The 26,524-nt window shown below is 63.6% G+C and carries 20 protein-coding genes; 5 read left to right on the top strand and 15 right to left on the bottom strand.

All coding sequences use genetic code 11. From position 1 onward, the window contains the following. Positions 1-3: 3 nt before the first annotated feature. The 12 genes from A9K66_RS00655 to A9K66_RS00600 all read right to left on the bottom strand — a co-directional run bounded on the left by A9K66_RS00655 (position 4) and on the right by A9K66_RS00600 (position 13,225). Positions 4-375 carry a hypothetical protein gene (locus A9K66_RS00655; RefSeq protein WP_245307343.1) on the bottom strand — a complete coding sequence of 124 codons (372 nt, stop codon included), beginning with the start codon at positions 373-375 and terminating at the stop codon, positions 4-6. A gap of 59 nt (positions 376-434) precedes the next feature. Then, entirely contained in the window at positions 435-1,127 is a 693-nt protein-coding gene (locus A9K66_RS00650; protein WP_067318833.1) for a response regulator transcription factor, read from the bottom strand. Then, positions 1,124-3,847, bottom strand: coding sequence for a sensor histidine kinase KdpD (locus A9K66_RS00645; protein WP_067318832.1), 2,724 nt, complete (start codon positions 3,845-3,847; stop codon positions 1,124-1,126). The genes A9K66_RS00650 and A9K66_RS00645 overlap by 4 nt, the downstream gene beginning before the upstream one ends. A gap of 56 nt (positions 3,848-3,903) precedes the next feature. Then, on the bottom strand, positions 3,904-4,467 hold the full coding sequence (gene kdpC / locus A9K66_RS00640) for a potassium-transporting ATPase subunit KdpC (protein ID WP_067318830.1): 564 nt from the start codon (positions 4,465-4,467) through the stop codon (positions 3,904-3,906). A gap of 12 nt (positions 4,468-4,479) precedes the next feature. Further along, positions 4,480-6,576 (bottom strand): potassium-transporting ATPase subunit KdpB, encoded by a 2,097-nt coding sequence (kdpB, locus tag A9K66_RS00635; protein ID WP_067318828.1) that lies wholly within the window; start codon positions 6,574-6,576, stop codon positions 4,480-4,482. Further along, entirely contained in the window at positions 6,573-6,809 is a 237-nt protein-coding gene (locus A9K66_RS00630; protein ID WP_245307341.1) for a hypothetical protein, read from the bottom strand. Before A9K66_RS00630 ends, kdpB begins: the two co-directional genes overlap by 4 nt. A 1-nt stretch (position 6,810) precedes the next feature. Further along, positions 6,811-8,514 carry a potassium-transporting ATPase subunit KdpA gene (gene kdpA / locus A9K66_RS00625; protein WP_067318827.1) on the bottom strand — a complete coding sequence of 568 codons (1,704 nt, stop codon included), beginning with the start codon at positions 8,512-8,514 and terminating at the stop codon, positions 6,811-6,813. A 22-nt stretch (positions 8,515-8,536) separates the two neighbouring features. Continuing rightward, entirely contained in the window at positions 8,537-8,626 is a 90-nt protein-coding gene (kdpF, locus tag A9K66_RS00620) for a K(+)-transporting ATPase subunit F (RefSeq protein ID WP_067318826.1), read from the bottom strand. Between the two features lie 498 nt (positions 8,627-9,124). Next, complete coding sequence (locus A9K66_RS00615; RefSeq protein WP_067318824.1) at positions 9,125-10,216, bottom strand: Gfo/Idh/MocA family oxidoreductase; 1,092 nt, start codon at positions 10,214-10,216, stop codon at positions 9,125-9,127. Positions 10,217-10,290: 74 nt separating this feature from the next. Beyond that, positions 10,291-11,463: an ABC transporter substrate-binding protein gene (locus A9K66_RS00610; protein WP_067318823.1), complete on the bottom strand. Its 1,173-nt coding sequence runs from the start codon at positions 11,461-11,463 to the stop codon at positions 10,291-10,293. Positions 11,464-11,546: 83 nt separating this feature from the next. Next, positions 11,547-12,395, bottom strand: a complete 849-nt coding sequence (locus A9K66_RS00605) for an ABC transporter permease (RefSeq protein ID WP_067318822.1) — start codon at positions 12,393-12,395, stop codon at positions 11,547-11,549. Then, positions 12,392-13,225 (bottom strand): ABC transporter ATP-binding protein, encoded by an 834-nt coding sequence (locus A9K66_RS00600; RefSeq protein ID WP_067318820.1) that lies wholly within the window; start codon positions 13,223-13,225, stop codon positions 12,392-12,394. Before A9K66_RS00600 ends, A9K66_RS00605 begins: the two co-directional genes overlap by 4 nt. Before the next feature lie 271 nt (positions 13,226-13,496). Here A9K66_RS00600 and A9K66_RS00595 point away from each other — a divergent pair, with 271 nt between their 5' ends. Then, on the top strand, positions 13,497-14,444 hold the full coding sequence (locus A9K66_RS00595; RefSeq protein ID WP_067318818.1) for a MurR/RpiR family transcriptional regulator: 948 nt from the start codon (positions 13,497-13,499) through the stop codon (positions 14,442-14,444). Positions 14,445-14,494: 50 nt separating this feature from the next. Then, a complete protein-coding gene (locus A9K66_RS00590; protein WP_067318816.1) occupies positions 14,495-16,285 on the top strand; it encodes an NAD(P)/FAD-dependent oxidoreductase in 1,791 nt (596 codons plus the stop codon). 5 nt (positions 16,286-16,290) lie between these two features. Here the strand turns inward: A9K66_RS00590 and A9K66_RS00585 are convergent, their stop codons facing one another. Both A9K66_RS00585 and A9K66_RS00580 read right to left on the bottom strand, forming a co-directional pair. Next, positions 16,291-17,514 carry an amidohydrolase/deacetylase family metallohydrolase gene (locus A9K66_RS00585; protein WP_067318814.1) on the bottom strand — a complete coding sequence of 408 codons (1,224 nt, stop codon included), beginning with the start codon at positions 17,512-17,514 and terminating at the stop codon, positions 16,291-16,293. Between the two features lie 29 nt (positions 17,515-17,543). Then, on the bottom strand, positions 17,544-17,909 hold the full coding sequence (locus A9K66_RS00580) for a RidA family protein (protein WP_067318812.1): 366 nt from the start codon (positions 17,907-17,909) through the stop codon (positions 17,544-17,546). 198 nt (positions 17,910-18,107) lie between these two features. Here A9K66_RS00580 and A9K66_RS00575 point away from each other — a divergent pair, with 198 nt between their 5' ends. Continuing rightward, entirely contained in the window at positions 18,108-18,593 is a 486-nt protein-coding gene (locus tag A9K66_RS00575) for a hypothetical protein (RefSeq protein ID WP_067318810.1), read from the top strand. 96 nt (positions 18,594-18,689) lie between these two features. Here the strand turns inward: A9K66_RS00575 and A9K66_RS00570 are convergent, their stop codons facing one another. Continuing rightward, positions 18,690-18,944 (bottom strand): hypothetical protein, encoded by a 255-nt coding sequence (locus tag A9K66_RS00570; RefSeq protein ID WP_067318808.1) that lies wholly within the window; start codon positions 18,942-18,944, stop codon positions 18,690-18,692. 207 nt (positions 18,945-19,151) lie between these two features. Between A9K66_RS00570 and A9K66_RS00565 the strand changes: the two genes are divergently transcribed. Beyond that, positions 19,152-20,651 (top strand): ATP-binding protein, encoded by a 1,500-nt coding sequence (locus tag A9K66_RS00565; RefSeq protein WP_067318806.1) that lies wholly within the window; start codon positions 19,152-19,154, stop codon positions 20,649-20,651. A 140-nt stretch (positions 20,652-20,791) separates the two neighbouring features. Next, positions 20,792-26,515 (top strand): HAMP domain-containing protein, encoded by a 5,724-nt coding sequence (locus tag A9K66_RS00560; RefSeq protein WP_067318804.1) that lies wholly within the window; start codon positions 20,792-20,794, stop codon positions 26,513-26,515. Positions 26,516-26,524 lie beyond the last annotated feature (9 nt).

The raw sequence follows: 26,524 nt of genomic DNA, 5'->3' as shown, positions 1-26,524 counted from the left end.
ATGTCAGCGGCAGACGCGCGAAATCGTGGTGCCGATCACCTGAGACTGGCAATTCTGCTTGACGATCGGCACTTCAGGGCGAGCCTTCGGAACGATCTGCCGGTCCTGCTCGCGGTAAAGCTGCTGCTGTTGCTGGAACTGTCGTCGCTGCAGCTGGTTCCGGAGCGCCTGAAGCTCGTTATGTTGGATCAGGGCGTTGCGGTCTGTGGGGATGACGACCTGCGCGGAGGCATATGAAGCCGCGCCCAAAAGGGCGGCAGTCGACAAAGCCGCGGCAATCAAAGCCGCCGATAGCCGAGGATGCGACATCGCTTCCTTCCCGCACGAAAAACAGAAACCTTGCCGTAATATAGGATGTTTGTGCGGATCTACCATGGTTCAAGCGACCGATCTCGGCACAGCCTCGATCGGTTGGATGATGCCCGCCGGTTCCTTCAATCGACCTCGCGCAAACGGTAGCCGACGCCGGTCTCGGTGATGATGTAGCGCGGCTGGTCCGGTGTCTTCTCGATCTTCTGCCTCAATTGGCGGACATAGACCCTGAGATATTGCACGTCCGTCGACTCGTTCCAGATCTGCTTCAGCAGGAACTGATGGGTCAGAACCTTGCCGGCATACTGCACGAGCATGCGCAGGATATCGTATTCCTTCGGCGACAGTTTTACTTCCTTACCCTCTACCTTGACGATGCGCTTCACCAGGTCGACCGAAAGGTCTCCGGCCTGGAACACCGGCTTCTCGCCCTGCTGCTGGAACTTGTGGCGCAGCGCCACGCGGACGCGGGCGACGAGCTCGTTCATGCCGAAGGGTTTCGTCACATAGTCGTCGGCGCCCATCTCGAGCGCCTGGACGATGCCGGCCTCGTCGGTGCGGCTCGATAGGATGACGACCGGAATGTCGAGGCCGTCGTCACGCCATTTGCCGAGCAGTTCGAGGCCCGTCATCCCCGGGAGGCCGAGATCGAGCAGGATCAGGTCGGGCCGCTGCGCCTGCATGAGCTCGATCGCTGCCTTGGCGTTCGGTGCCTCCGATACGGCATAGCCCTGGCTGCCGAGGCCGACCCGAAGCAGCCTGCGGATCGGCGGTTCGTCGTCGACGACCAGGATGCTGACGTTCTGACCGGTCATGCGGCGTCATCCGTTTTGGCCACGGCAAGGTCCGGAATTTCCTGCGGCACCGGCATGCGGATGGTGAAGATCGCGCCGGGCCGGTCGGTACGGTTCGTCGCCGAGATCCTGCCGCCCATGGCCTCGACGAAACCGCGACTGATCGACAGGCCGAGACCCGTGCCGGCGCGGACCTGGTCGCGCTTGCTCACCCGGTAGAAGGTGTCGAAGATCCGTTCGAGGTCGTTCGGCGGGATGCCTGGTCCCTCGTCCATGACCTGCAGGATGACGGAGCCGTTGTCGACCCAGCCTTGGAGGCGGATGGTCGAGCCGGGCGCGGAATATTTGGCGGCATTGTCGAGGAGGTTGAACAGCGCCTGCTCGAACAGCACCGGGTCGAGGCGCAGCATCGGCAAGTCCGGCGGAATGTCGGTGTCGATGCGGTGCTCGCCGGTGATCTTGCGAGCGCGATCGAGCGCCGAGCCGACGATATCGCCGACATAATGGAGGGCGTAGTTCGGCTCCATGGCGCCGGACTCGATCTTGGTCATGTCGAGCAGATTGGCGATGAAGCGGTTGAGCCGCTCCGATTCGTCGACCACCGTCGACAGGAGTTCCGCGCGGTCCTCTTCGGGAAGGGCGGCCGCGTATTCCCGCAGCGTGCCGGCGGCACCCATGATGGCGGCCAGCGGCGTCTTCAGGTCATGCGAGATCGAGGTAAGCAGCGCGGTGCGCAGCCGGTCCGCTTCCGCTGCCAGCCTGGCGCGGTCGACATCGGCGACAAGTTGGATGCGTTCGATGGCGACTGCCGCCTGATCGGCAAGCGCGTCGAGAAGGCGCTGCTGCTCGGGCGTCAGCAACGGGCCCTGCTTGTCGTTGTCGAGGCCGACGACGCCGACCGCTGTCCGGCCTGTTCGCAAGGGCAGATAGAGGCGCTTGGCGCCGGGCAGCGTATCGGCGCCGCGGCCGGCGGGGCGATCATGTTCCCAGGCCCAGCGGGCCGCCGCGATGTCGGCCTCGGCGAGTGTATCGTCCGGCGGATAGCCGGCCTTGACGGTGATCGTTCCATTCTCGGGCAGAAGCAGCACCACGCGCACTTTCAGCATCGAGGCGATCTGGAAGGCGGTGGCCCACAGCACGTCGTCAAGCGTGCCGGCGCCAGCGAGCTTCTTCGAGAACGAGTAGATGTCCTGCGTGGCTCGCGCGCGTGAGCGGGCAGCGACCGCCTGGCGCTGGACGCGCGCCGTCAGATTGCTGGCGATGACTGCGACAACGAGAAAGACCACGAAGGCAACGATGCTCTCCGGATCCCTGATCGTGAACGTATAGCGCGGCTCGAGAAAGAAATAGTTGAAGGCAAGCGCGCTCAGGAAACAAGCGTAGAGCGCCGGCCAGAGTCCGAACGTCACCGCAGAAGTCAGCACCGCCAGCAGCAGGACGCTGGCCAGATTGCGGACATCGAGGAACTGATCGAGAATCGAGCTGACGGCCACCGCGCCGGCGACATAGGCCGTCGAGAACAGATAGGGCCAGATCTGGAAGGGCTTCTGCTCGGACGCGGCCTTCACCCGTGCCGACGGCATGTCGGCATCGCGCTCCTTGCCCGAAATGACATGGACGCTGATGTCGCCGGCATTGCGGATCAGGTCATAGGTGAGCGAGCCCTCGATCAGTTCCCGCCAGCGCGAGCGGGTCGGCCTGCCGATGACGATATGGGTGAAGTTGTTCGCCGTCGCATGGCGCACGATATCCTGGGCGACGTTCTGGCCCGGGATGGTCACGACCTCGGCGCCGAGCTGTTCGGCAAGGCGCAGATTTGTTGCCAGCCGGTCCTTGTCCTCTTCGGACATGCCGGCCAGGCGAGGCGTGTCGACATGCAGCGCCGTCCATGGCGCCCGCAGGCGATCGGCGAGCCGGCGCGCGTAGCGGATACGAGCGCTCCCGTCCGGACGCGAGTCGACGCAGACAAGGACCCGCTCGCCGGCCGCCCACGGTCCCGGAATGGCGTGGGACTGCATATGGCTGAGGAGCTGTTCATCGACGCGCTGCGCGGTGCGTCGCAGCGCCAACTCGCGAAGCGCCGTCAGATTGCCAGGCGAAAAATAGTTCTCGATCGCGCGCTGAGCGGTTTGCGGGAAATAGACCTTGCCTTCATGCAGCCGCTTGATCAGGTCGTCGGGGGTGAGGTCGATGACCTCGATGTCGTCGGCCTCGTCGATGATGGAATCCGGAACGGTTTCACGCACCCTGACGCGGGTGATCTGCGCCACGACGTCATTCAGGCTTTCGACATGCTGGATGTTGAGCGTGGTGTAGACGTCGATGCCCTGCGACAGGATTTCCTGAACATCGAGATAGCGCTTGGGATGACGGCTGCCGGGCCCGTTGGTGTGCGCGAGCTCGTCGATCAGAACCAGCTCCGGCCGCCGTTTCAGGATGGCGTCGATGTCCATCTCGTCAAGGACCCGGCCCCTGTATTCCACCTCGCGGCGCGGGATCACCTCATAGCCTTCGACCAGCGCCTGGGTTTCCTTGCGGCCATGCGTTTCAACGACGCCGATCGCGACGTCGATGCCGTCGGCGCGCCGGGCGCGGCCTGCCAACAGCATCTCGTAGGTCTTGCCGACGCCGGGCGCCGCGCCAAGGAAGATGCGCAGACGGCCGCGGCCCTCCCGCTCCGCGTGCTCGAGCAGCGCGTCGGGAGAAGGTCTGTTCTCGAAGTTGGTCCTGTCGTCCGGCATCAAGTCCAATCATGGATTGCACCGGGGATCGTGTCGATCCCCGCTGCGAGTGCTGATTATTTGAGATCGTCGAGCCCCATGTTGAGGGCCAGCACATTGACCACCGGCTCACCCATGAAGCCCAGCTCGCGATCCTCGACATGGCCGTCGACAAGCGATTTCACCTTGGCTTCATCGATGCCCCTGGCCTTGGCAATCCGCGGCACCTGGAAATAGGCCGCCTCCGGGCTGATGTCGGGATCGAGGCCGCTGCCAGACGTGGTGACGAGATCCATCGGAACCGGTGCGTTCGGGTTCTCAGCCTTCAGCCTGTCGGCGTCGGCCTTGATACGTTCGATCAGCTTCGCATTGGTCGGCCCGAGATTCGAGCCGCCGGAGGAGGCGGCGTTGTAGCCGTCGCCGGCTGCCGAGGGCCGCCCGTGGAAATAGCGGTCGCTGGCGAAGGCCTGGCCGATCAGTTCGGAGCCGATAACCTTACCATCCTTTTCGATCAGGCTGCCATTGGCCTGCCTGGGAAACAGCGTCTGCGCGATGCCGGTCATGCCGATCGGATAGATAAGGCCGGTCAGCACCGTGAAGAACACGATCATGACGATCGCGGGTCTGAGTTGCTTGAACATCGGAATGGGTCCCTATGCCAGGCCAAGAGCCGTGACGATCAGGTCGATCGCCTTGATGCCGGCGAACGGCACGATGATGCCGCCAAGGCCGTAGAGGAGAAGATTGCGGGTGAGCAGCGCGCCGGCGCCGATGGCGCGGTATTTCACCCCCTTCAGCGACAGCGGGATCAGCGCGACGATGATCAGCGCGTTGAAGATGATCGCCGACAGAATGGCGCTCTGCGGCGTCGCCAGATGCATAATGTTGAGCGCCTGCAGCGGGCCTGCCGACTGGCCGGGCGCGACGTAGAACACGGCGAACATGGCCGGGATGATGGCGAAATACTTGGCGACGTCGTTGGCGATCGAGAAGGTGGTCAGCGAACCGCGCGTCATCAGCAGCGCCTTGCCGATCTCGACGATCTCGATCAGCTTGGTCGGATCGCTGTCGAGGTCGACCATGTTGCCGGCCTCGCGCGCGGCGACCGTGCCGGTGTTCATGGCGACGCCGACATCGGCCTGGGCGAGCGCCGGCGCATCGTTGGTGCCGTCGCCGCACATCGCGACAAGCTTGCCCTTGGCCTGTTCCTCGCGGATCAGCGACAGCTTGTTTTCAGGCGTCGCCTGGGCGAGGAAGTCGTCGACGCCGGCTTCGGCTGCGATGGCCGCTGCGGTCAGCGGATTGTCGCCGGTGATCATCACCGTGCGGATGCCCATTTTGCGAAGCTCGGCGAAACGCTCGCGAATGCCGCCCTTGACGATGTCCTTGAGGTGGACGACGCCGAGCAGGCGCCCGTCGCGCTCGACCGCCAGCGGCGTGCCGCCGGCCTTGGCGATCTCGTCGGCCCTGGCCTGCAGGTCGCGCATGGTGTCGCTTGTCGGACGCGTGCCATGGCTTGCCACCGTTGCTTGATTGACATGGGCTAGCACGGCATCGACCGCGCCTTTGCGCACCGACGAGCCGTCGATGTCGACGCCGCTCATCCGGGTCTGCGCGGTGAAGGGCACGAAAGTGGCATGCAAGGTCGCCATATCGCGGGCGCGGATGCCGTATTTTTCCTTCGCCAGCACCACGATCGAGCGGCCTTCCGGCGTCTCGTCAGCCAGCGAGGCCAATTGAGCAGCATCGGCCAGCTCCTGTTCGGTCACCCCCTTCACCGGATGGAACTCGGTCGCCTGGCGATTGCCGAGCGTAATGGTGCCGGTCTTGTCGAGGAGCAAGGTGTCCACGTCGCCGGCAGCCTCGACGGCGCGGCCGGACATGGCAAGCACGTTGAAACGCACCAGGCGATCCATGCCGGCAATGCCGATGGCCGAAAGCAGCGCGCCGATCGTGGTCGGGATCAGTGTCACGAACAAAGCGACGAGGATCGTTACCGGGATATAGCCGCCGGAATAAGAGGCGAAGCTCGGGATGGTCGCGGTGGCCAGGACAAAGATCAGCGTCATGCCTACAAGCAAGATGTTAAGCGCGATCTCGTTCGGGGTCTTCTGGCGCTCCGCACCTTCGACCAGCGAGATCATGCGGTCGAGGAAGGTCTGGCCGGAGGCGGCGGAAATGCGCACGCGGATCCAATCGGACAGCACCTGCGTGCCGCCGGTGACGGCCGAGCGGTCGCCGCCGGATTCGCGGATGACAGGCGCGGATTCGCCGGTGATTGCCGCCTCGTTGACGGAAGCCACGCCTTCGATCACCTCGCCGTCGGAAGGGATGATGTCGCCGGCTTCGACCAGCACGATGTCGCCGACCTTCAGGCTGGTGCCAGGCACCAACTTGAACTTGCCGCGATCCTCGCCGTTGACGAGCAGCTTGGCCTGGGTCTCGGTGCGCGCCTTGCGCAGCGAGTCGGCCTGCGCCTTGCCGCGACCCTCGGCCACGGCCTCGGCAAAGTTGGCGAACAGCACGGTGAACCACAGCCAGATGATAATCTGCAAGGTGAAGCCGAGATCGCCGCCGCCGGTGATGACATCCTTGACGAACAGCACGGTGGTGAGTGCTGAGACCATGGCAACGACGAACATCACCGGGTTCTTGATCAGCGTGCGCGGATCGAGCTTGCGGAAAGCGCCGCCAATGGCGGGCATCAGGATGCTGGCATCCAGAATGCTCGCGGATTTGGACTGGCTCATTTTAAGGCTCCAGTATCGGTGATGTTGGATGGCGCCGGGTGTTCGGTCTTCGGCAACAGATGCGGAAGGCCCGAGGCCAGCAGCCACAGCACGAACAGCACGGCCGCCATGCCGAGGAAGGTGGAGAGCGTCGGGAAAGGACGAGGTTTCTCGTCCCCTCCGTCATCGGGCGTTCCGTCACCGGATTGGTGACGATCGTGCCGAGGTATGTTGTTGAACCAAGGCATGGTCATCTCAGAAAGTCTGTCCGCGGATCATCGCCAGATGCTCGACGATCGGACCGACGGCGAGCGACGGGAAGAAGGTGAGGCCGCCGACGAGGACGATCACGCCGACCAGGAGGCCGACGAACAGCATGCCGTCGGTCGGGAAGGTGCCGGCGGAAGCAGGCACGGTCTTCTTTGCGGCCAGCGAGCCGGCGATGGCCAAAGCCGGGATGATGACCAGGAAGCGGCCCATCAGCATGCCGATCGCGATGGTGATGTTGTACCAGGGCGTGTTGCCGGTCAGTCCGCCAAAGGCTGAGCCGTTGTTCGCGGCCGCCGACGTATAGGCATAGAGCACCTCGGTGAAGCCGTGCGGGCCGCCATTGGCCATCGAGGCCACCGCGCTCGGCAGGACCACGGCGATAGCCGTGAAGATCAGCATCGCCAGCGGCAGGCAGAGGATGGCAAGCATCGCCATCTTGACCTCCTTGGCCTCGATCTTCTTGCTGAGATATTCCGGTGTGCGGCCGACCATCAGGCCGGCGACGAAGACGGCGATGACGACAAACATCAGGATGCCGTAGAAGCCGGCGCCGACGCCGCCGACGATGACCTCGCCAAGCTGCATGTTGATCAGCGGGATCATGCCGCCAAGCGCGGTGAAAGAATCATGCATGGCATTCACGGCGCCGCACGAGGCGGCCGTGGTGATGACCGCGAACAGCGCCGACAACGCTATCCCGAAGCGCGTCTCCTTGCCTTCCATATTGCCGCCGTCGATGCCGAGCGCATGCACCAGCGGATTGCCGGCAGCCTCGGCCCAGTAGCAGATGACGACGCCGACGAGGAACAGCACGGCCATCGAGGCAAGGATCGCCCAGCCCTGGCGCTCACTGCCGACCATCCGCCCGAAGACGTTGGTGAGACCGGCGCCGAGCGCGAAGATCGACAGCATCTGGATCAGGTTCGAGATGGCGTCCGGATTCTCAAAAGGATGCGCGGCATTGGCGTTGAAGAAGCCGCCGCCATTGGTGCCAAGCATCTTGATGGCGACCTGAGAGGCGACTGGGCCGAGCGCGATCGTCTGCTTGGCGCCTTCCAGCGTGGTGGCGTCGACATAGGGTCCAAGCGTCTGCGGGATGCCGAGCCACACATAGACGAGCGTCAGCACGATGCAGGCCGGCAGGAGCACGTAAAGCGTGCAGCGGGTCAGGTCGACCCAGAAACTGCCGATCGATTTGCCTGAGGCACGGGCAAAGCCGCGGATCAGCGCGATCGCAATGGCAATGCCGGTGACGGCCGAAACAAAGTTCTGGACGGTGAGGCCAGCCATCTGCACGAGGTAGGACATCGTGCTTTCGCCGCCGTAGTTCTGCCAGTCAGTATTGGTGACGAAACTCGCCGCGGTGTTGAAGGCGAGCCCCGGCTCGACCGCCGCCATCCCGACGGGATTGTAGGGCAGCGCGCCCTGCAGCCGCTGCAGGGCATAAAGCACGAGGAAACCGACGAGGTTGAAAAACAGCATGCCGGTGGCGTAGGCGGCCCAGTGCTGTTCTTCCTTGTCGCTTGTCCCGGCGAGGCGATAGAGGCCGCGCTCGATCGGGACAAGCACGGGCGACAGCAACGTACGATCGCCTTTGAAGACGCGGTGCATGTAGCCGCCGAGCGGCTTCACGAGCAAAAGCAGGATCCCGCAATAGACGAGGATCTGTATCCAGCCGTTGAGTGTCATGAACTGACTTTCCGTATGCCGATCAGAAGCGCTCTGGGCGGATGAGGGCGTAGATGAGGTAGGCAAGCAGGAACAAGGTCACCGCGCCGCCGAGGACGTAGTCGAAAAGCATTGTAAGACCCTTCGATCAGATTCTGTCGCAGGCTTTGACGTACGCTAATGACAGGACGAAGAACAAAATCCCCATCCCGAGAACAACGAGGTCCATTGCAGGCATTCCTTGTTTCGGCTTGTTTTTGCACCCCGACACGGTCGAGTTCAAAATTGCACAGGACCGCCCGTCACCTTGGCGGCGATGGCGATGAAAGTGTTTTTCGAGGGGAATATGGACCCGACCGCCATAAAGGTTCGAGACGAGGCGGGGAGCAAAGAAATAGGAATCTTATAGGAAATTGACGCCACGGGATGAAGGCGGCGGCAACGTGCTGTTCCAAAGATCCGGAAGCTGGTTGGCCGGCCGCCGGTCCCTGCACGGCATCTCCTCTTCCAACTGCGTGGAGAGCGCTACATAGCGGCCCGACTGGCTGCATGCCGATCGGCACGCCGCCGGCGGACTGCCCAGCCGCGAAGCGGCTAGATGTGGGGTTGCGAGGCAGGCTGACCGGAAGCTTCAGGTCAGCTCGACGGTCCGCTTCTCCGCGATGCTCTGCTCGGCGGCTAAAACGATGCGCAGGCTGTTGACGGCGGCAGCCATTTGCTCGGTCAGATCGAGGTCCTCACGGATGGCGCGCAGGAAGAAGGCCTGCTCGCGGTCGCAAAGCTCCTGATGGCCGGGCTCGTCCTCCATGCTGACGATCTCGTCGGGCTTCGAGAAGTTCTTGTCGCCATCGACCTGCGCGTAGTGGATCTTCAGCGCGTCGGTCTTGGTGTGGCGGTCGATGTCGGCGGAATCCGATACCTCCTCGGCTTCCTTGGCGCTGCTTGCGGACTGGCCGGCGACGATCGAAACGGCGCCTTTCGGGCCGACCACATCCTTCACGAAATAGGCGGTCTCGCTCATCATCGGGCCCCAGCCGGCTTCATACCAGCCGACCGAGCCATCATCGAAAGTGACGTGCAGATGGCCATAGTTCTGCTTGTCGGCCTCGGCCCAGAGTTTGGCGCCGATGCCGTGCACGCGCACCGGCTTGGCGCCGGTCAGCTGGCACATGACGTCGACATAGTGCACGCCACAGTCGACGATCGGGATCAGCGAGTCGATCAGGTTCTTGTGCCAGTGCCAGGCGCTGCCGCTGCTCTGCTGGTTGAGGTTGAGGCGCATCACCAGGGGCTTGCCGAGCGTCTTGCCGACCTCGATGAATTTGATCCAGGACGGGTGGACGCGCAGGATGTAGCCCAGAACCAGCTTCCGGTTCTTGGCCCGCGCGGCGGCCACCACCTTCTCGGCGTCGGCGATGTTGGTGGCGAGGGGCTTTTCCATGAACACATGGCAGTTGGCGGCGATCGCCTTCAGCGCGTATTCGGCATGCGTGTTCGGCCAACTGTTGATCGAGACCGCGTCCGGCTTGGTCTCCTTCAGCGCCAAGTCGAAATCCTCATAGAGCGGATAGCCGGCGAGCTCCTTCGGGATCTTCTTGTTGCTCTTGATGGTGCGGCTCATGATGCCGACGATCTCGAAGCCGTCGGAGCGGTGATAGGCGCGCGCATGCGAAGCGCCCATATTGCCCAGACCAACCACCAGGATTTTTACTTTGTCGGCCATGTCAGCCTCCCCAATGCTCTTTGAACAGTAGCTCGGGCGGCATCAGGCGCCGCCCGATGGTCAATGCGCCCGCCTTACTTGACGGCGGAATCGAACAGGTGCGCCTTGATCTTCTCGACGTCGAGCGCGGCAAAGCCTTCCGACAGTTTCACGCCGTCGGCATCGGCCTTGACCTTCGCCTTGTCGAAGTCGTTGGCGGTCGGAATCAGGTCGTTGGTGCAGACGTCTTCGGCCTTCACCGGCGCGGTGATCTGGCCGATCTTCAGGATCTCGTCGAAAAAGCCCTGCCAGCTCGCCATGTCGTGCGAGCCCCAGCCACTGCGCTTGTCCATGTCACCGCGGAAGACGTTGATCTGCTGCAGGATCGAGGTGGTGCCGAGCTCAGGGCCAAGGTTCTTGGCCAAGGTCGGGAATTGCTCGAACACGGCTTCGACGGCCGCGCGCGGGTTCTGGTAGCCGAATTCGAGGCCCATCGCCCAGCCGCGCAGATATTTTTCGAGGAAGGCCTTCTTGTCGGGATCCTCGAGATCGGCGGCGCGCACGACGAAGGTGTTGGCCGGAAGCTTGGAATTCTGGACGCCGAGCCAATATTCGAAGTCGAGGTCCTTGGCGATCCATTCGGCGCGCAGACCTTCCCAGGAGAGTGCGGCATCGCCTTGGCCGCCGGCGAGCGCGGTGCCCCAGGTCGGCCACCCGGCCTCGACATATTTCACCTTCTTGATGTCGACACCCTGCGCGGCAAGCAGCGGATCGACGATCGCCTGCCAAGCGGCGGAGCCGAGCAGGATCGTCTTGCCTTCGAGGTCCTTCAGGTTCTTGGTGCCCTGGCCCTTGCGGAAGGCGATGCTGAAGGTGTCGCGCGCGCCCATGTGGAACACCGACTTCAGCTTCATGCCGTTCTGGATGGCGAAGGAGAAGACGCCGGGCGAGGGGAAGCCCATGTCGGCCTGGCCGACATCGACGAACTTGACCGTCGCGGTGCCGTCAGACGGACCCGGCTGCATGTCGGTGGCGAGGTCGCCGAAATAGCCGGCCTTCTTGGCCGACCAGTAGGGATAGTCGTCCAGCACTTCGAGCGTGCCGCGCGGCGAAATCCAGGTGAATTTTTCATAAGCCGCCGCGCTGGCTTTCAGACCCGATGCGCCGAGCGCGGTGGCGGTCACGACGCCGGCGGCCGTCACTTGCAGGAAGTAGCGGCGGCTGATGCCCGCTCTTGTCGCCGTACTGAATAAGCTTTCGTTGGTCATGGCATTCCCCTTTTGTTGATTGCCCTTATCGATCGCTTGCCCTTGCCTTCGCCCGTCTCCCGGGCGATCTCATCCGTCCGCGCTCATGCCTCCCAGCTCGCCCATTTCTTGCCGATCAGGAAGAAGAGCACGTAGATCAGGATGCCGAGCGTCGACAGGATCAGCACCACCGCGAAGAATTGCGGCATCTGGATCATCGACGAATACGAGGTAAGCCGGTTGCCGAGGCCGAAGCCGCCGCCGACCATCTCGGCACCTACCGCAGTGAGGAGCCCGAAGATCGCGCCGATCATCAGCCCGACCAGGATCATCGGCAGCGCCATCGGCGCGCGGATCTTCCAAAAGATCTGCAAGGTGCTCGCGCCATAGGAGCGAGCGAGCGCGATCTTGGCGCTGTCCACGCGCCGGAACCCGGTCGCGGCATTGATCATCACCATCGGTCCGGCGGCTAAAGCTACCGCGATAATGCGCGGCGTGTAGCCGAAGCCGAAGCGCAGGATGAGAAGCGGCACCAGCGCCAGCATCGGCGTGGTGACGAGGATCAAGATGTAAGGCGCGACGATCTTCTCGGCGAAGGGAAACTGCGTGATCACCGCCGCCATCACCAGCCCGACGACGGCGCCGATGGCAAAGCCGGAGAAGAGCTCGACCAGCGTGTAGCCGAGATGCGGCGCGATCAGCGGGAACTCGTCGAATAAAGCGTAAACGATCGCACTCGGCGGCGGCATGATGTATTGCGGCACGTGGAAGATGCGCAGCGCCAGCTCGATGCCGCCGATGATCACCACCGCGACGACGAGAATCGCGGCCACCTCGGCGCCGGACTTGATGCCTGGGCCGCCGGCGAAGGCGGAGAGGTTGGTGAGGCTGACATCCTGGCCGTCACCGGACTTGGCTTTGGAGAATTCCGGAATGGCGTCGCCCCCGCTCACGGTCTGATCCTCACGATTTCAGCGCTCTTGTGTTGCAGCTGCTCCTGCGCCTTCGGCCGGCGCTCGCCGACGATGTCCATCTTGATGCGGTTGGTGAGGTCGAAGACCTCCTTGGTGGCCATGATCTCCAGCGAGCGCGGGCGCGGGAACGGCACGTCGTAGACCTTGGCGACGCGTCCCGGCCGCGCGGTCAGCACCACGACCCGGTCGGAGAGGAAGATCGCTTCCTCGATGCTGTGGGTGATGAAAACGATGGTCGTCTTGGTATCGAGCCAGATCTCCTCGACGAGGCGGTTCATCTCCTCGCGGGTGAAGCTGTCCAACGCACCGAAGGGCTCATCCATCAAGAGCACGGAAGGCTTCAGCGCCAGCGCGCGGACGATCGCCGCGCGCTGCTGCATGCCGCCGGAAAGCTCGCGCGGGAACTTGCCGCCGAAGCCGTCGAGCCCGACGCGATGAAGCAGATGCGCGATCCAGGCGCGATCGGGCTTCTCGCCTTTGATCTCGAACGGGAAGTTTATGTTGGCGTCGAGATTGCGCCAGGGCAGAAGGTTCGCTTCCTGGAAGACGATACCGATCTCGGGACGCGGGCCGGTGACCTCCTTGCCGTCAAGCAGTATCGCGCCGCTGGTCAGACGATGCAGACCCGACATCGACCACAACAGCGTGGTCTTGCCGCAGCCGGAGGGGCCGACGATGGAGACGATCTCGTTGGCGTGCACGTCGAGGCTGCAGCGGTCTAGGGCGAGAAGATCGCCGGAGGCCGTGGTATAAACCTTGCTCGCTGCCTGCACGCCGAGCTTCGGCGTTCTTGCGCTGCCGGTATTCATGCTCCCCTCGGAGACTGCGTGATTGGGTTGCCGGAGCCCCCTCTGTCCGCGAAATCAGTCTGTAACTATCCTACTTTACTGTCAAGCGGTGGCAAAGATCTGGCGCCATCAGATTCAACTAAAGCTTATCTAAGCGTCTGATTTCGCCTGTGTTTAGACGCGCTTGCAGTGTGTGTTACTTTCCTACATACTCACTTCGGCTGATTGCCCATGGCCAGCCGGCGGATAATCGCAAATATGGTGGTCCAGAAACGGCAGAGAAGGACGGCCAATGACCGAAGCTGACAGCCAGGCGCTGCGGATTTCCGACGGGGATGACGGCCGGCATGATCATGTCAGGCGCTTCCCCGACATCATTTCGCAGGTGAAGGACAGCTACACGGACTTGCGGCCGGCGGAGCGTCGCGTCGCCGACGTCGTGCTCGACGACGTCAAATATGCCGTCGATGCATCGAATGCCGCGCTGGCGCAGCGCGCCCAGGTCAGCGAGCCGACGGTCACCCGTTTCTGCCGCGCCATCGGATGCGACGGCGTGCGCGACTTCAAGCTGAAGCTGGCGCAGAGCCTCGTCGTCGGCGCGCTCTATCTTAGCACCAAGCCGCAACCCACGAACGGCGACAGCGGCATGCCGTTCTGGAACGCCGTCTTCGGCGAAGCGCGCCGCGCGCTGCAGGAGGCCGAACGGCAGATCGATCCAGGGCAGTTGCAGAAAGCGGCGGAGCTGATCGCCAAGGCCAGGCAAGTGACGGTATTCGGACTTGGCGGCAGCTCATCGGCGCTGGCGCAAGAGACGCAGTATCGCCTGTTTCGCTATGGCATCACCATCAGCGCGCAATGCGATCCGTATCTGATGCGCATGACGGCTTCGACGCTGAAGCCGGGCGATGTGGTGATCGCGATATCGGCGACCGGCCGTACCCGAGAGGTGATCGAGGCGGTGGAGCTTGCCAAGCACTATCGCGCCGACGCGATCTGCGTGACCGCGCCGGACACGGAGCTGACACGCGTCTGCGATGTCCAGCTGACGATGGCGGTTCCCGAATATCCCGACACGCTGAAGCCGACAGCTTCGCGCTACGCCTTCCTTGCGGCCATCGACCTGCTCGCGGTCGCGTCCGCCTACAAGCTCGACGGCCCGGCGCGCGAGACGGTGCGCCGCATCAAATATAACGCCCAGATCCATCGGACGGGGAAGGAGATGGAGCCGCTCGGCGACTGAGAACAGCCGCAACGCGGCTATGATCTGCGTATTCAGGGGAACGAACATCAATGCTCGACATCGCACCATCGCAACAGGCGGCAACCTGGCTCGGCACATTCGGCCGCGCGCTCGAGGCGGGTGACATCGAGGCGGCGACGCACCTTTTCGTGGACGATTGCTACTGGCGCGATCTGCTGACCTTCACATGGAACATCAAGACCGTGGACGGCCAACCGGCGGTCCGCGAGATGCTCAAGGCGACGCTTTCCTCGACGCAACCATCGCACTGGCGCCTGTCCGGGGAGTCAAGCGTCGCCGACGGCGTCATCGGGGCCTGGTTCAGCTTCGAGACGGCCGTGGCGCGAGGCGAGGGCATCCTGCGGCTCAAGGATGGCCGCTGCCGGACGCTGTTCACGGCGATGAGCGAGCTCAAGGGTTTCGAGGAGCAGAAGGGGCCTGCCCGGCCGCTCGGCATCCGCCACAAGGCCGATCCCGAACGCGAGACCTGGGCGGAAGCAAGAGCGCGCGAGGCGCGTGAGCTCGGCGTGCACGAGCAGCCCTATTGCCTGGTGATCGGCGGCGGCCAGGGCGGCATCATGCTCGGCGCCCGTCTGCGGCAGCTCGGTGTTCCCACCCTCATCGTCGAGAAGAACGCGCGCGCCGGCGATTCCTGGCGCAACCGCTACCGCTCGCTCGTGCTGCACGACCCGGTCTGGTACGACCATCTGCCCTACATTCCGTTCCCGGAAAACTGGCCGGTGTTCACGCCCAAGGACAAGATGGGCGATTGGCTCGAAATGTATGCCCGCGTCATGGAACTGAACTACTGGGTCGCCACCAAATGCATCAGTGCGGCCTATGACGAGCCCGAAAAGCTCTGGACGGTGGTGGTCGATCGCGCCGGCGAGCGCATCACGCTGAAGCCGAAGCACATCGTGTTCGCCACCGGCGCCTACGGGCCGCCGCGGCAGATCGATCTGCCTGGCGCGGACAGCTTCAAAGGCGAGCTTTTGCATTCCAGCCAGTACTCGACCGGCGAGAAATTCCGCGGCAAGCACGTCGCGGTGATCGGCGCGGCGAGCTCCGGCCACGATGTCAGCGTCGACCTCTGGGAAGCCGGCGCCAAGGTCACCATGGTGCAGCGCTCGCCGACGACGGTGGTGAAGTCGGACACGCTGATGGAGGTCGGCTTCGAGATCTTTTCGGAAAAGGCGCTGGCGCGGGGCATCACCACCGACAAGGCCGACATGATCGTGGCTTCGACACCCTTCGCGCTGGTCCCAAAAGGCCAGCGGGCGCTCTATGACGTCATCCGCGAGCGCGACGCGGATTTCTACAAGCGCCTCAGCGACAGCGGCTTTGCCATCGACTTCGGCGAGGACGAGACCGGACTGCTTATGAAAGCCTATCGCACCGGCTCCGGCTACTACATCGATGTCGGCGCCTGCGAGCTGATCCTGAACGGCGAGATCGCGGTGAAGAGCGGCGTCGGCATCAAATCGCTGACGCCGACCGGCATCCTGTTTGAGGACGGCAGCGAGCTGGCGGTCGACGCGATCGTCTCCTGCACCGGCTACCAGTCGATGAACGAGACCGTGGCAGGGATCGTTTCCCGGGAGGTCGCCGACAAGGTCGGGCCGTGCTGGGGCCTCGGCTCCGGCGTCAAGGGCGATCCCGGCCCGTGGCAGGGCGAGTTGCGCAACATGTGGAAGCCGACCGCCCAGGAGGCGCTATGGTTCCACGGCGGCAATCTCGCGCTGTCGCGCTTCTATTCGAAGTTCGTGGCGCTGCAGCTCAAGGCGCGGATGGAGGGGATTGCGACGCCGGTCTATGGCGAGCCGAGCAATTCGCGACGGTGAGCCAATCAGCGCCCGAAGTGCCTGGCCGCAACCTCGACATGCGTGTGGTGCGCATGGGCCTCGAAGCGCTCGGTCTCATTGTGGTCGGGCGCCTCGTTCCGCCACCATTTGCCGCCTATCACGATGCCATTCGAGACCAGCCGCTGGTCCGCGATGAGTGACGCACCGACCGCGTCGACAAAGGTAAAGCGGCCGGGCTGCAGCCTCAGCACCGCGACATCGCCGATGCCGCCGACTTTAAGCGCCCCGAGCTCGGGCCTGGCGATCGCATCGGCCGGGCGCTGCGTTGCCGCGCGCACGACCTCGACCAGCGGCATGCCGAGCGCCATGAGCTTCGACATGCAGACGAGAATATCGAAGGCAGGGCCGTCGACGCAGTAGAGATGCACATCGCTCGAGATGACGTCCGGCGCCAGCCCCTCCGCCAGCATCGCCTTCGCCACCTCGAAGTCGAAGGAGCCCATGCCGTGGCCGATGTCGAAGATGACGCCGCGCTCGCGCGCCTGCCGCATATCCGGCCGCACCGCGCCCGAAGCGAAGACCGGCGCGTTGGGGAACGGCCGGAAGCAGTGAGTGAGGATGTCGCCGCGGCGGAGCCTGGGCAGCACTTCCGAGCGGCCGGGCGGCGGCTCGTCGATGTGCGCCATCAGCGGCAGGCCGGCTCGGTCTGCGGCTTCGAGCGCGAGGTCGACCGGCGCGATGCCGCTGGTGCCGCCGGCGTGCTTCCCGGAACGGACTTTTACGCCGACGACGACGGCGGCGTGCTCGCGCACCGCGGCCACCGTCTCGCGCGGCTCGCAGAGCCTGAGATCGCTGCATTCGCCGACGGATACGGTCTCGGCGAAGCCGAATATGCCGGCAAACGAGATGTTGACGTAGGCAAGGATGCGGATCTTCGAACGCTCGATGACATGGCGGCGAAACCCCAGGAAATTGCCGGCGCCGGCGCTGCCGGCATCGATGAAGGTGGTGGTGCCGCTCTTGGCGGCGAGACGGTCAGCGTCGACGCCGAGCGAGGTGCCGCCCCAGTAGACGTGGCTGTGCAGATCGACAAGGCCGGGGGTGACGATGCAGCCCCCGGCGTCGACCACCTCATCGGCGGTCTCGCTATCGATGGTCGCTTCGATGGCGGCGATTCGGCCATCGGCGACAGCGATGTCGCGCGGCGCATCCAACCCGGAAGCCGGGTCGATCACACGGCCGCCCTTGATCAACAGATCGAACTGCATTCCGCGCCTCCGTTGCTGTCTGGCCGCGATCAGACCGGCCGGTAGGCGACGGCCTCGATCTCGATCTTGATGTCGATCATCAGGCGCGACTCGACGGTGGTGCGCGCCGGTGGGTCGTTCGGGAAGTGCCTGGCATAAACCGTATTGAAGGCGCCGAAATCGCGGGCGTCCTCGAGCCAGACAGTGGTCTTCACCACGTCGTCCATGGTGCATCCGGCCAGCGCCAGCGCAGCCTTGACGTTTTGCAGCACCTGCTCGGCTTGGTCAGTTATGCCGCCCTTGACTACCAGGCCGTCGCTGCCCACCGGCACCTGGCCGGAGACATAGACGAAATCGCCGGCGCGGACGGCAGGCGAGAGCGGGACATGCGACTTTCCGAAGCACTGCTTGGGCAAATGAATCTCCTGTTGTCGAGCGCAAGGACCGTTCTTGCAGCCGTCTACGCTTGTAGAGGTGATCCTCCAAGAGGCAATGTCGGAAAGCAACATTTTTCCGAGATTCATGTTGCTTTACTACAAATCGTGAGCATCCTGCACCCCGAACCGGCGATGCGACCGGTGGGTTGCTGATCGAACGCAAGGGGAAGAACCAACATGACCTTTGACAAGAATCCGTTTCCGGAAGGCGATGCCGATCGCCATGCGCTGTGGGAAATGCTGGTGCGGCGCGACATCGACGCCTTCCTCGGCCAGGATTGGTCGTTGGTCGAGGACGACTTCATCGCCGAGAGCTTCTTCGGCATGCATGCGCATTTCCTGCCCAATGCCGACGCCTGGCGGCTGCAGTTTCCCAAGCTGGAAATCTATCGCGACGAATGGCTGCGGCAGGCCAAGGAAACAGCCGCGACGGAATTCGCCGAGCCGCTACGCGAGGCGATTTTCCGCGTCACCAATCTGCGCGACATCGACGTCGACAGCGATCGTGCTGTGCTGCACAAGAAGTTCGACGGCTCGATCGCCAAGGCCGACGGCAGCGTCGACCGCCTGAAATGGCAGACGCTCTACTTCTGCCGCAAGGTCGGCGGGCGCTGGAAGATCACCGGCTTCGTCGGTTATATGCCGCATCCGCTGGGAAGCTAATGCATGTCGCCCGGACGTGCGCGCGTTCTGGGACACCGACATGCCCCAAAAAAGGATTTACAGCGCCTCGCCTAATCCTTTTCAGCGCAACGAGGTTTAGGACAGGCGCGGCAACCGCTCGTCGGGCGAGCGGTGATCGAAGACGACGCCCATGGTCTTACCAACAGCGGCCATGACGATCAGTTCGACCAGATGGTCGTCGCTGTCTCCGCAGGCGGGGTCCGATTGGCGGATGGCATCGAGCATTGCCCGGGTCGAAACAGTGTCGCCGGCGCGAAATTTCGAAAGAGCAGACGAAACAATGTCTTGCACCGTCAGGTCTATGACGGGCACTTCCGCAGCGACGTTCATAAGCCTCCTCCTGCCATGAACCCCTCCCTCAAGGGATGATACGCTGATCGGGGGATTGCGCCAGCGAAATGGTGGTCGGACCAGTTCAGCTGTCGATGGCCTGCCGTTAGGTGTGGAACACCGCGCCGAGGCCCTGGGCCATGCTCGACGCACCGCACGCCGGTTGCTAAGTCCCTCCCGCGCAGGGAGACTATCCGAGTCGAGAATATGACGGTTGCGATCGACATGGGGCAGACGTCGGCAGGCGCGCCGGCGGCCCTCGACCTTGAGGAGCTGCTGGCGACCCGCCTGCTGGTGCAGGGCAATTCGGGCTCGGGCAAGTCGCATCTGCTGCGCCGGCTGCTGGAGCAGAGCGCGCCCTGGGTGCAGCAGACCATCATCGATCCCGAAGGCGACTTCGTCTCGCTCGGTGAGCGCTACGGCCATCTGGTGATCGACGCCGAGGATCATACCGAGCGCGGCCTGCAGGCGGCCGGCGAGCGAGCGCGCATCCACCGCGTCTCGACGGTGCTAAACCTCGAAGGGCTCGATGCCGAGAACCAAATGCGGCGCGCCGCAGCCTTCCTTGGCGGGCTGTTCGAGGTCGCGCGCGACCATTGGTATCCGATGCTGGTGGTGGTGGACGAGGCGCAGCTCTTCGCGCCGGCTGCTGCAGGCGAGGTCTCGGATGAGGCGCGCAAGCTTTCGCTCGGCGCCATGACCAATCTGATGTGCCGCGGCCGCAAACGCGGGCTCGCCGGCATCATCGCCACGCAACGGCTGGCGAAGCTCGCCAAGAACGTCGCGGCGGAGGCCTCCAACTTCCTGATGGGCCGCACGTTTCTGGACATCGACATGGCGCGCGCCGCCGACCTGCTCGGCATGGAGCGGCGGCAGGCGGAAGCCTTCCGCGACCTCGAGCGCGGGCATTTCATGGCGCTCGGTCCGGCGCTGTCGCGCCGCCCGCTCAGCGTGCGGATCGGATCGACCGAAACGAGCCCGCGCAACGGCACGCCGCGGCTGATGCCACTGCCCGAAGCGACGCTCGAAGATGCGCGCGCCATCATCCTCGCGGCACCGCCGCCGGAGGCGATCCGGCCGCAGCGCCGGCCGTCGCCCGACCTGCTCGATCAGTTGATGGCGGCCAAGGCCGCGCCGCTCGACATCCGCCCCGAGCCGGCCGAGACGCAGCCGAGCGCCGAGGACCTCGCCGAGCGGCGCGGACGGATGGACCGTATCCTGCGCGCCATCCTGGCTGAGCCCGATGCCGGATTCCGCGTCATCGGCGTGCTCTATCAGGAGTTCGTGGTCCGCTGCCGGATCGAAGGACTCGCTTCGGTGGTGCCCGACCTTTCGGAATTCCGACGCATGCTGACGCGCGCCCGCGCCGGCGTCGGCTCGGACATCGCCGAGGACGACGCGTGGCGCGACGTCTCCGTGCGCGCATCGCTTCTGCCGGAGGACATGCAGGGCGTGTTCATGATGATCGCGAGGGCGGCGAAGGAAGGCTGGCCCTGTCCGAGCGACGCGGCGATCGCCCGCGCTTATGGCTCGCATTCGCTGCGTCGCGCCCGGCGCCTGCTCGATTACATCGAGGAGCAGGGGCTGATCGTCTGCCAGATCGACGGTGCTGGCCGCCGCACGGTGACGCTGGTCGAGCTCGCCTGGGCAACGGCCCCGGGCGATCCGAATGCCGGAGAAGAAGAGCCGGGCAGTTCGGCTGCATAAGAATCCGGCCTGAGCGTCTCTGCGGCAAGCTTCGCCACATCTGATTAACCACCTGTTCAAACAGGCACGGAACCAAACAGGCCGCGATGCGTTCTGGCCCTCGGCTTAATATAGCTGTCGGGGCAGGCGCGGAGGGGAGTGTGGGCGTTTCTCGTTCGTCAAAGGAACAATTCGATTCCCGTCAGATACTCAACGCCCTCAAAGCCTTTCGAAACGGTGACTTCTCCGTCCGCATCGAGAATTCTTATGAAGGGTTGAACGGCGAGATCGCCGACACATTCAATCAGATCGTCGAGTTGAACGACCAGATGGCGCGAGAATTTGCGCGGCTGAGCAGGGTCGTCGGCAAGGACGGCCGCATCGGCGAACGCGGCCATGTGAGGAACGCCAAAGGCAGCTGGGAATCGAGCGTCCGTTCGGTCAACGACCTGATCGAGGACATGGTGCAGCCCACCGCGGAAGTTGCCCGCGTCATCGGCGCGGTCGCCAAGGGCGATCTGTCCCAATCCATGATGGTGGAAATTGACGGCAGGCCGCTTCGTGGCGAATTCCTGCGCATCGGTAAAATCGTCAACACCATGGTTGAGCAGCTCGCGTCCTTCACGTCGGAGGTGACGCGTGTGGCGCGCGAGGTCGGCACCGAAGGCAAGCTGGGCGGTCAGGCACGCGTCAGGGGGGCGGCCGGCACTTGGAAGGACCTGACCGACAATGTCAACGCGATGGCGACCAACCTGACCAGCCAGGTGCGCAACATTGCGGAGGTGACCACGGCTGTCGCATCTGGCGACTTGTCGAAGAAGATCACCGTCGACGTGAAGGGCGAGATCCTCGAACTGAAGAACACCATCAACACGATGGTGGACCAGCTCAACTCCTTCGCCTCGGAGGTGACCCGCGTCGCGCGTGAGGTCGGCACCGAGGGCAAACTCGGAGGCCAGGCCCGTGTCGAGGGCGTTGGCGGTACTTGGAAGGACCTAACCGACAGCGTCAACCTGATGGCCGCCAACTTGACCGGCCAGGTGCGCAACATCGCCGATGTGACGACGGCGGTGGCTTTGGGCGACCTTTCCAAGAAGATTACGGTCGACGTGAAAGGCGAAATCCTGGAACTGAAATCGACCATCAACACCATGGTCGATCAGCTCAACTCATTTGCCGGCGAGGTGACGCGCGTGGCGCGCGAGGTCGGCACGGAAGGCAAGCTCGGCGGCCAAGCACAGGTGCGCGGTGTCGCCGGCACCTGGAAGGACCTGACCGACAACGTCAATTCCATGGCGGCGAATCTTACCGGTCAAGTGCGCAACATCGCCGAAGTGACTACCGCGGTGGCACTGGGTGACCTCTCGAAGAAGATCACGGTCGATGTGAAAGGCGAGATCCTGGAGCTGAAGAACACCATCAACACGATGGTGGACCAGCTGAACTCCTTCGCCTCGGAAGTCACCCGCGTGGCACGCGAAGTCGGCACCGAGGGCAAGCTGGGCGGCCAAGCTGAAGTCCGTGGAGTCGGCGGCACGTGGAAGGACCTGACGGACAACGTCAACCTGATGGCCGCCAATCTGACCGGGCAGGTGCGCAATATCGCCGATGTGACCACGGCCGTTGCCAGGGGCGACCTTTCGAAAAAGATCACCGTCGATGTGAAGGGCGAAATCCTCGAACTGAAGAACACCGTCAACACCATGGTGGACCAGCTCAATTCCTTCGCGTCGGAGGTCACCCGCGTGGCGCGCGAAGTGGGCTCGGAAGGCAAATTGGGAGGTCAGGCGCACGTCGAGGGCGTCGGCGGCACCTGGAAGGATCTGACCGACAATGTCAACGCGATGGCCGGCAATTTGACCGTGCAATTGCGCGACGTCTCCAAGGTCGCGACCGCAATCGCCACCGGCGACCTGACCCAGAAGATCACCGTCGACGCCTTGGGCGAAATCCTGCAGATCAAGGACGTCATCAATACGATGGTGGACCAGTTGAACTCCTTCGCCTCGGAGGTGACGCGCGTCGCCCGCGAAGTGGGTTCCGACGGCAAGCTCGGCGGACAGGCGCAGGTACGCGGCGTTGCCGGCACCTGGAAGGACCTCACCGACAACGTCAACGCCATGGCCGCCAATCTCACGGGCCAAGTGCGCAACATTGCGGAGGTGACGACGGCCGTCGCACTCGGCGATCTTTCGAAAAAGATCACGGTCGATGTGCGCGGTGAAATCCTGGAGCTCAAGGACACCATCAACACGATGGTGGACCAATTGAACTCCTTTGCCTCGGAAGTGACGCGCGTGGCGCGCGAGGTCGGCACCGAAGGCAAGCTCGGCGGTCAGGCACAGGTGCGCGGCGTCGCCGGCACCTGGAAGGACCTGACCGACAACGTCAACTCGATGGCCGAGAACCTCACCGGTCAGGTTCGCAACATCGCCGAAGTTACCACAGCGGTGGCGCGAGGCGACTTGTCGAAGAAGATCACTGTCGACGTGAAGGGCGAGATCCTGGAGCTGAAGTCGACCATCAACACCATGGTCGACCAGCTCAACTCGTTCGCCGGCGAGGTGACGCGCGTGGCGCGCGAAGTCGGCACCGAAGGCAAGCTCGGCGGTCAGGCTCGGGTGGAGGGTGTGGCCGGTACCTGGAAGGACTTGACCGACAACGTCAATCTGATGGCGACCAATCTGACCAACCAGGTGCGCGGCATTGCAGACGTCGTCACCGCGGTTGCCCAGGGCAATCTGAAGCGCAAGCTTGCGGTCGATGCCAAGGGCGAGATTGCTTCGTTGGCGGACACGATCAACGGAATGATCGAGACGCTGGCGATCTTCGCTGATCAGGTGACCAACGTGGCTCGCGAGGTCGGCATCGAGGGCAAGCTCGGCGGCCAGGCCAGGGTGCCGGGCGCCGCCGGCCTGTGGCGCGACCTGACCGACAACGTCAATCAGTTGGCGGCGAACCTGACGACCCAGGTCCGGGCCATCGCCGAAGTGTCGACCGCGGTCACCAAGGGCGACCTCACCCGCTCGATCAGCGTGCAGGCCTCCGGCGAGGTCGCGGCGCTGAAGGACAACATCAACGAGATGATCCGCAACCTCAAGGACCAGACCTTGAAGAATGCCGAGCAGGATTGGCTGAAGACAAATCTCGCCCGTTTCTCGCGCATGCTGCAGGGCGAGCGGGACCTTGCCACGGTTTCGCGGATGATCATTTCCGAGCTCGCGCCGCTGGTGAACGCGCAATACGGCCTGTTCTACGTCACCAATCGCGACGAGGAGGAATCCTATCTGGAATTGGCCGCGTCCTACGCCGCCGAAGGCAAGGCCACCGTCCGCCAACGGGTCGACTTCCGCGAAGGCCTGATCGGGCAGTGCGCCGCCGACAAACGGGCAATCATGCTCGATGACGTCCCATCGAGCTTCCTGCGCATCACCTCCGGCCTGGGCGAGGCCCCGCCGGCGAGCGCCATCGTCCTGCCGGCATTGTTCGAGGACGAGGTCAAGGCGGTTATCGAACTGGCTTCGTTCAGCCGGTTCAGCGATACGCACCGCCTTTTCCTGGAGCAACTCATGGAATCGGTCGGTATCGTGCTCAACACGATCGCCGCGACCATGCGCACGGAAGGGCTTCTCAAGCAATCGCAGCTTTTGACGTCCGAACTGCAGTCGCGTCAGACCGAGCTCACCAAGAAGCAGGAAGAGCTTCACGCCACCAATGAGGAGCTGCAGGAAAAGGCGCAACTGCTCGAGAATGAAAAGAAGCAGGTGGAAAACAAGAACCTCGAGATCGAGATGGCCAGGCGGGCTCTGGAGGAGAAGGCCGAGCAACTGGCGCTGACCTCCAAATACAAATCCGAATTCCTGGCGAACATGAGTCACGAGCTGAGGACGCCGCTGAATTCGCTGTTGATCCTGTCCAATCTGCTTGCGACAAACCAGCAGGGGAATCTGAACGACAAGCAGATCGATTTCGCGCGTACGATCAACTCGGCAGGTACCGACCTGCTCAGCCTGATCAACGACATACTGGATCTTTCCAAGATCGAGTCCGGCACGGTGTCGATCGAAATCAACGACATGCCGCTCGCACACCTGCGCCAGCATATGGAGCGGACTTTCAGACAGCTTGCGGCTGACAAGGGGCTCGGCTTCACCATCAAGATCGAGCAAGCCCTGCCTGAGACGATCCGCACGGACGAAAAGCGGCTGCAGCAGATCGTGCTCAATCTGCTGTCCAATGCCTTCAAATTCACGTCCAATGGCGAGGTGATGCTGAACATCCATGCCGAGAGAACCGGCCGCAAAAATGGTGCGGCGCCGCCCCGGGCGCTGGCGATCGCCGTTACCGATACCGGGATCGGCATTCCGGAAGACAAGCAAAAGCTCATCTTCGAGGCCTTTCAGCAGGCCGACGGCACGACCAGCCGCAAATACGGCGGCACTGGCCTCGGCCTTTCCATCAGCCGGGAAATCGCCCGGTTGCTCGGCGGTGAGCTGCGCGTCGAAAGCGAGCCAGGCAAGGGATCGACCTTCACCTTGGTCATCCCCTTCGATGGCCCGCGCAGCAGCAGCCTGGCGGCGCCGATCGAGCTTTCGCCTGCCGACGTCATCGCGGCGGGCGTCCAGCCAGCAGACAGCTCGGGTACCCCAGAACTTGCGGACGATCGTGACTCGATCAACCCCTCGGACAGGGTGGTGCTTATTGTCGAGGACGACCCGACTTTCGGAGGGCTGCTGCTCGGTCTTGCTCGATCCGCCGGACTGAAGGGGGTGCTTTCAACGGCCGGCTCCGGCACGCTGGCACTGACCCGCAAGCTGATGCCCGATGCGATCACGCTCGATCTCGGCCTTTCAGACATCGACGGCTGGGTGCTTTTCGACCTTCTGCGGCATGACCAGAAGACCAGGAACATTCCGATCCATGTCATCTCCGGCGCCGAAGATCTCGAAGTGCTGACGCGCAGGGGCGCTGCAAGCGTCTCGAGCAAGCCGGTTTCGGCCGGCGAGCTCGCCCGCGTTTTCGAGGAAATCCATTCGCGAAACCTGAGGGTGCAGCGCAACGTGCTGATCGCCGATCCCGATCCCGAGCGCCGCCTGGCCCTGGTGGAAGCCATTCGAGATGGCATCACCTCGGTCACCGCGGTCGGTCGTGTCGCCGCCAACGCGGACGAGCCGGGCGCCGCCGCTTATGATGCGTTTGTTTTCGGGTTTGGGCGTTCGGCCAAGGACAACGCCCAGATGCTCGACGAAATCGTGTCTCAGTTCAGCGACGCTCTACCGCGCCTGCTGTTCTTCACGCCGCACCCGGACGCGTTTCTGCAGCAGGTCGCGCTGCATCCGGCACTAGGCGATGTCCCACGTGCCGACAACTTCGGCCAACTCGGGCTCCTGATCTCGGCGGCACTGCCAAGCGACACGCAGAGCGAACAGATCTTGGCCACCGAGCAGGTCGACAATGCCGATCTCGCCGGCGCCAAGGTTCTGATCGTCGACGACGACATTCGCAACATCTACTCGTTGACCAGCGTGCTGGAGACTTACGACATTGATGTGCAGCATGCCGAACGGGGCCGGGACGGCATCGCGTTGCTCGAAGAAACACCCGACGTCGATGTCGCCTTGATCGACATCATGATGCCGGAAATGGACGGCTATGAGACCATGCGTCGGATTCGGGCCATGCCGGCGATAGCGCACATCCCATTGATCGCGGTTACCGCCAAGGCGATGAAAGGCGACCGTCAGAAATGCCTGGACGCCGGCGCATCCGACTACATCGCCAAACCGGTCGACCTCGATCTGCTGCTTGCGTTGCTGCGGGTTTGGATCGGTCGCGCGCGAGCGCGGGCTGAGCCCTTCGCGCCGGCATTGATGACCGCCATCTGAAAGCGCTCC

The sequence above is a fragment of the Mesorhizobium sp. AA23 genome, from assembly GCF_001672435.1.
Classification (GTDB): domain Bacteria; phylum Pseudomonadota; class Alphaproteobacteria; order Rhizobiales; family Rhizobiaceae; genus Mesorhizobium.
The sequence above is the reverse complement of the archived record's forward strand: the minus strand, read 5'-3'. Positions and strand labels throughout refer to the sequence as shown.

Excerpts from the sequence above, each read along its gene's own strand:
- A9K66_RS00655 (WP_245307343.1), bottom strand. The coding sequence starts at position 375 with ATGGTAGATCCGCACAAACATCCTATATTACGGCAAGGTTTCTGTTTT.
- A9K66_RS00650 (WP_067318833.1), bottom strand. The coding sequence starts at position 1,127 with ATGACCGGTCAGAACGTCAGCATCCTGGTCGTCGACGACGAACCGCCG.
- A9K66_RS00645 (WP_067318832.1), bottom strand. The coding sequence starts at position 3,847 with ATGCCGGACGACAGGACCAACTTCGAGAACAGACCTTCTCCCGACGCG.
- kdpC (WP_067318830.1), bottom strand. The coding sequence starts at position 4,467 with ATGTTCAAGCAACTCAGACCCGCGATCGTCATGATCGTGTTCTTCACG.
- kdpB (WP_067318828.1), bottom strand. The coding sequence starts at position 6,576 with ATGAGCCAGTCCAAATCCGCGAGCATTCTGGATGCCAGCATCCTGATG.
- A9K66_RS00630 (WP_245307341.1), bottom strand. The coding sequence starts at position 6,809 with ATGACCATGCCTTGGTTCAACAACATACCTCGGCACGATCGTCACCAA.
- kdpA (WP_067318827.1), bottom strand. The coding sequence starts at position 8,514 with ATGACACTCAACGGCTGGATACAGATCCTCGTCTATTGCGGGATCCTG.
- kdpF (WP_067318826.1), bottom strand. The coding sequence starts at position 8,626 with ATGCTTTTCGACTACGTCCTCGGCGGCGCGGTGACCTTGTTCCTGCTT.
- A9K66_RS00615 (WP_067318824.1), bottom strand. The coding sequence starts at position 10,216 with ATGGCCGACAAAGTAAAAATCCTGGTGGTTGGTCTGGGCAATATGGGC.
- A9K66_RS00610 (WP_067318823.1), bottom strand. The coding sequence starts at position 11,463 with ATGACCAACGAAAGCTTATTCAGTACGGCGACAAGAGCGGGCATCAGC.
- A9K66_RS00600 (WP_067318820.1), bottom strand. The coding sequence starts at position 13,225 with ATGAATACCGGCAGCGCAAGAACGCCGAAGCTCGGCGTGCAGGCAGCG.
- A9K66_RS00595 (WP_067318818.1), top strand. The coding sequence starts at position 13,497 with ATGACCGAAGCTGACAGCCAGGCGCTGCGGATTTCCGACGGGGATGAC.
- A9K66_RS00590 (WP_067318816.1), top strand. The coding sequence starts at position 14,495 with ATGCTCGACATCGCACCATCGCAACAGGCGGCAACCTGGCTCGGCACA.
- A9K66_RS00585 (WP_067318814.1), bottom strand. The coding sequence starts at position 17,514 with ATGCAGTTCGATCTGTTGATCAAGGGCGGCCGTGTGATCGACCCGGCT.
- A9K66_RS00575 (WP_067318810.1), top strand. The coding sequence starts at position 18,108 with ATGACCTTTGACAAGAATCCGTTTCCGGAAGGCGATGCCGATCGCCAT.
- A9K66_RS00570 (WP_067318808.1), bottom strand. The coding sequence starts at position 18,944 with ATGAACGTCGCTGCGGAAGTGCCCGTCATAGACCTGACGGTGCAAGAC.
- A9K66_RS00565 (WP_067318806.1), top strand. The coding sequence starts at position 19,152 with ATGACGGTTGCGATCGACATGGGGCAGACGTCGGCAGGCGCGCCGGCG.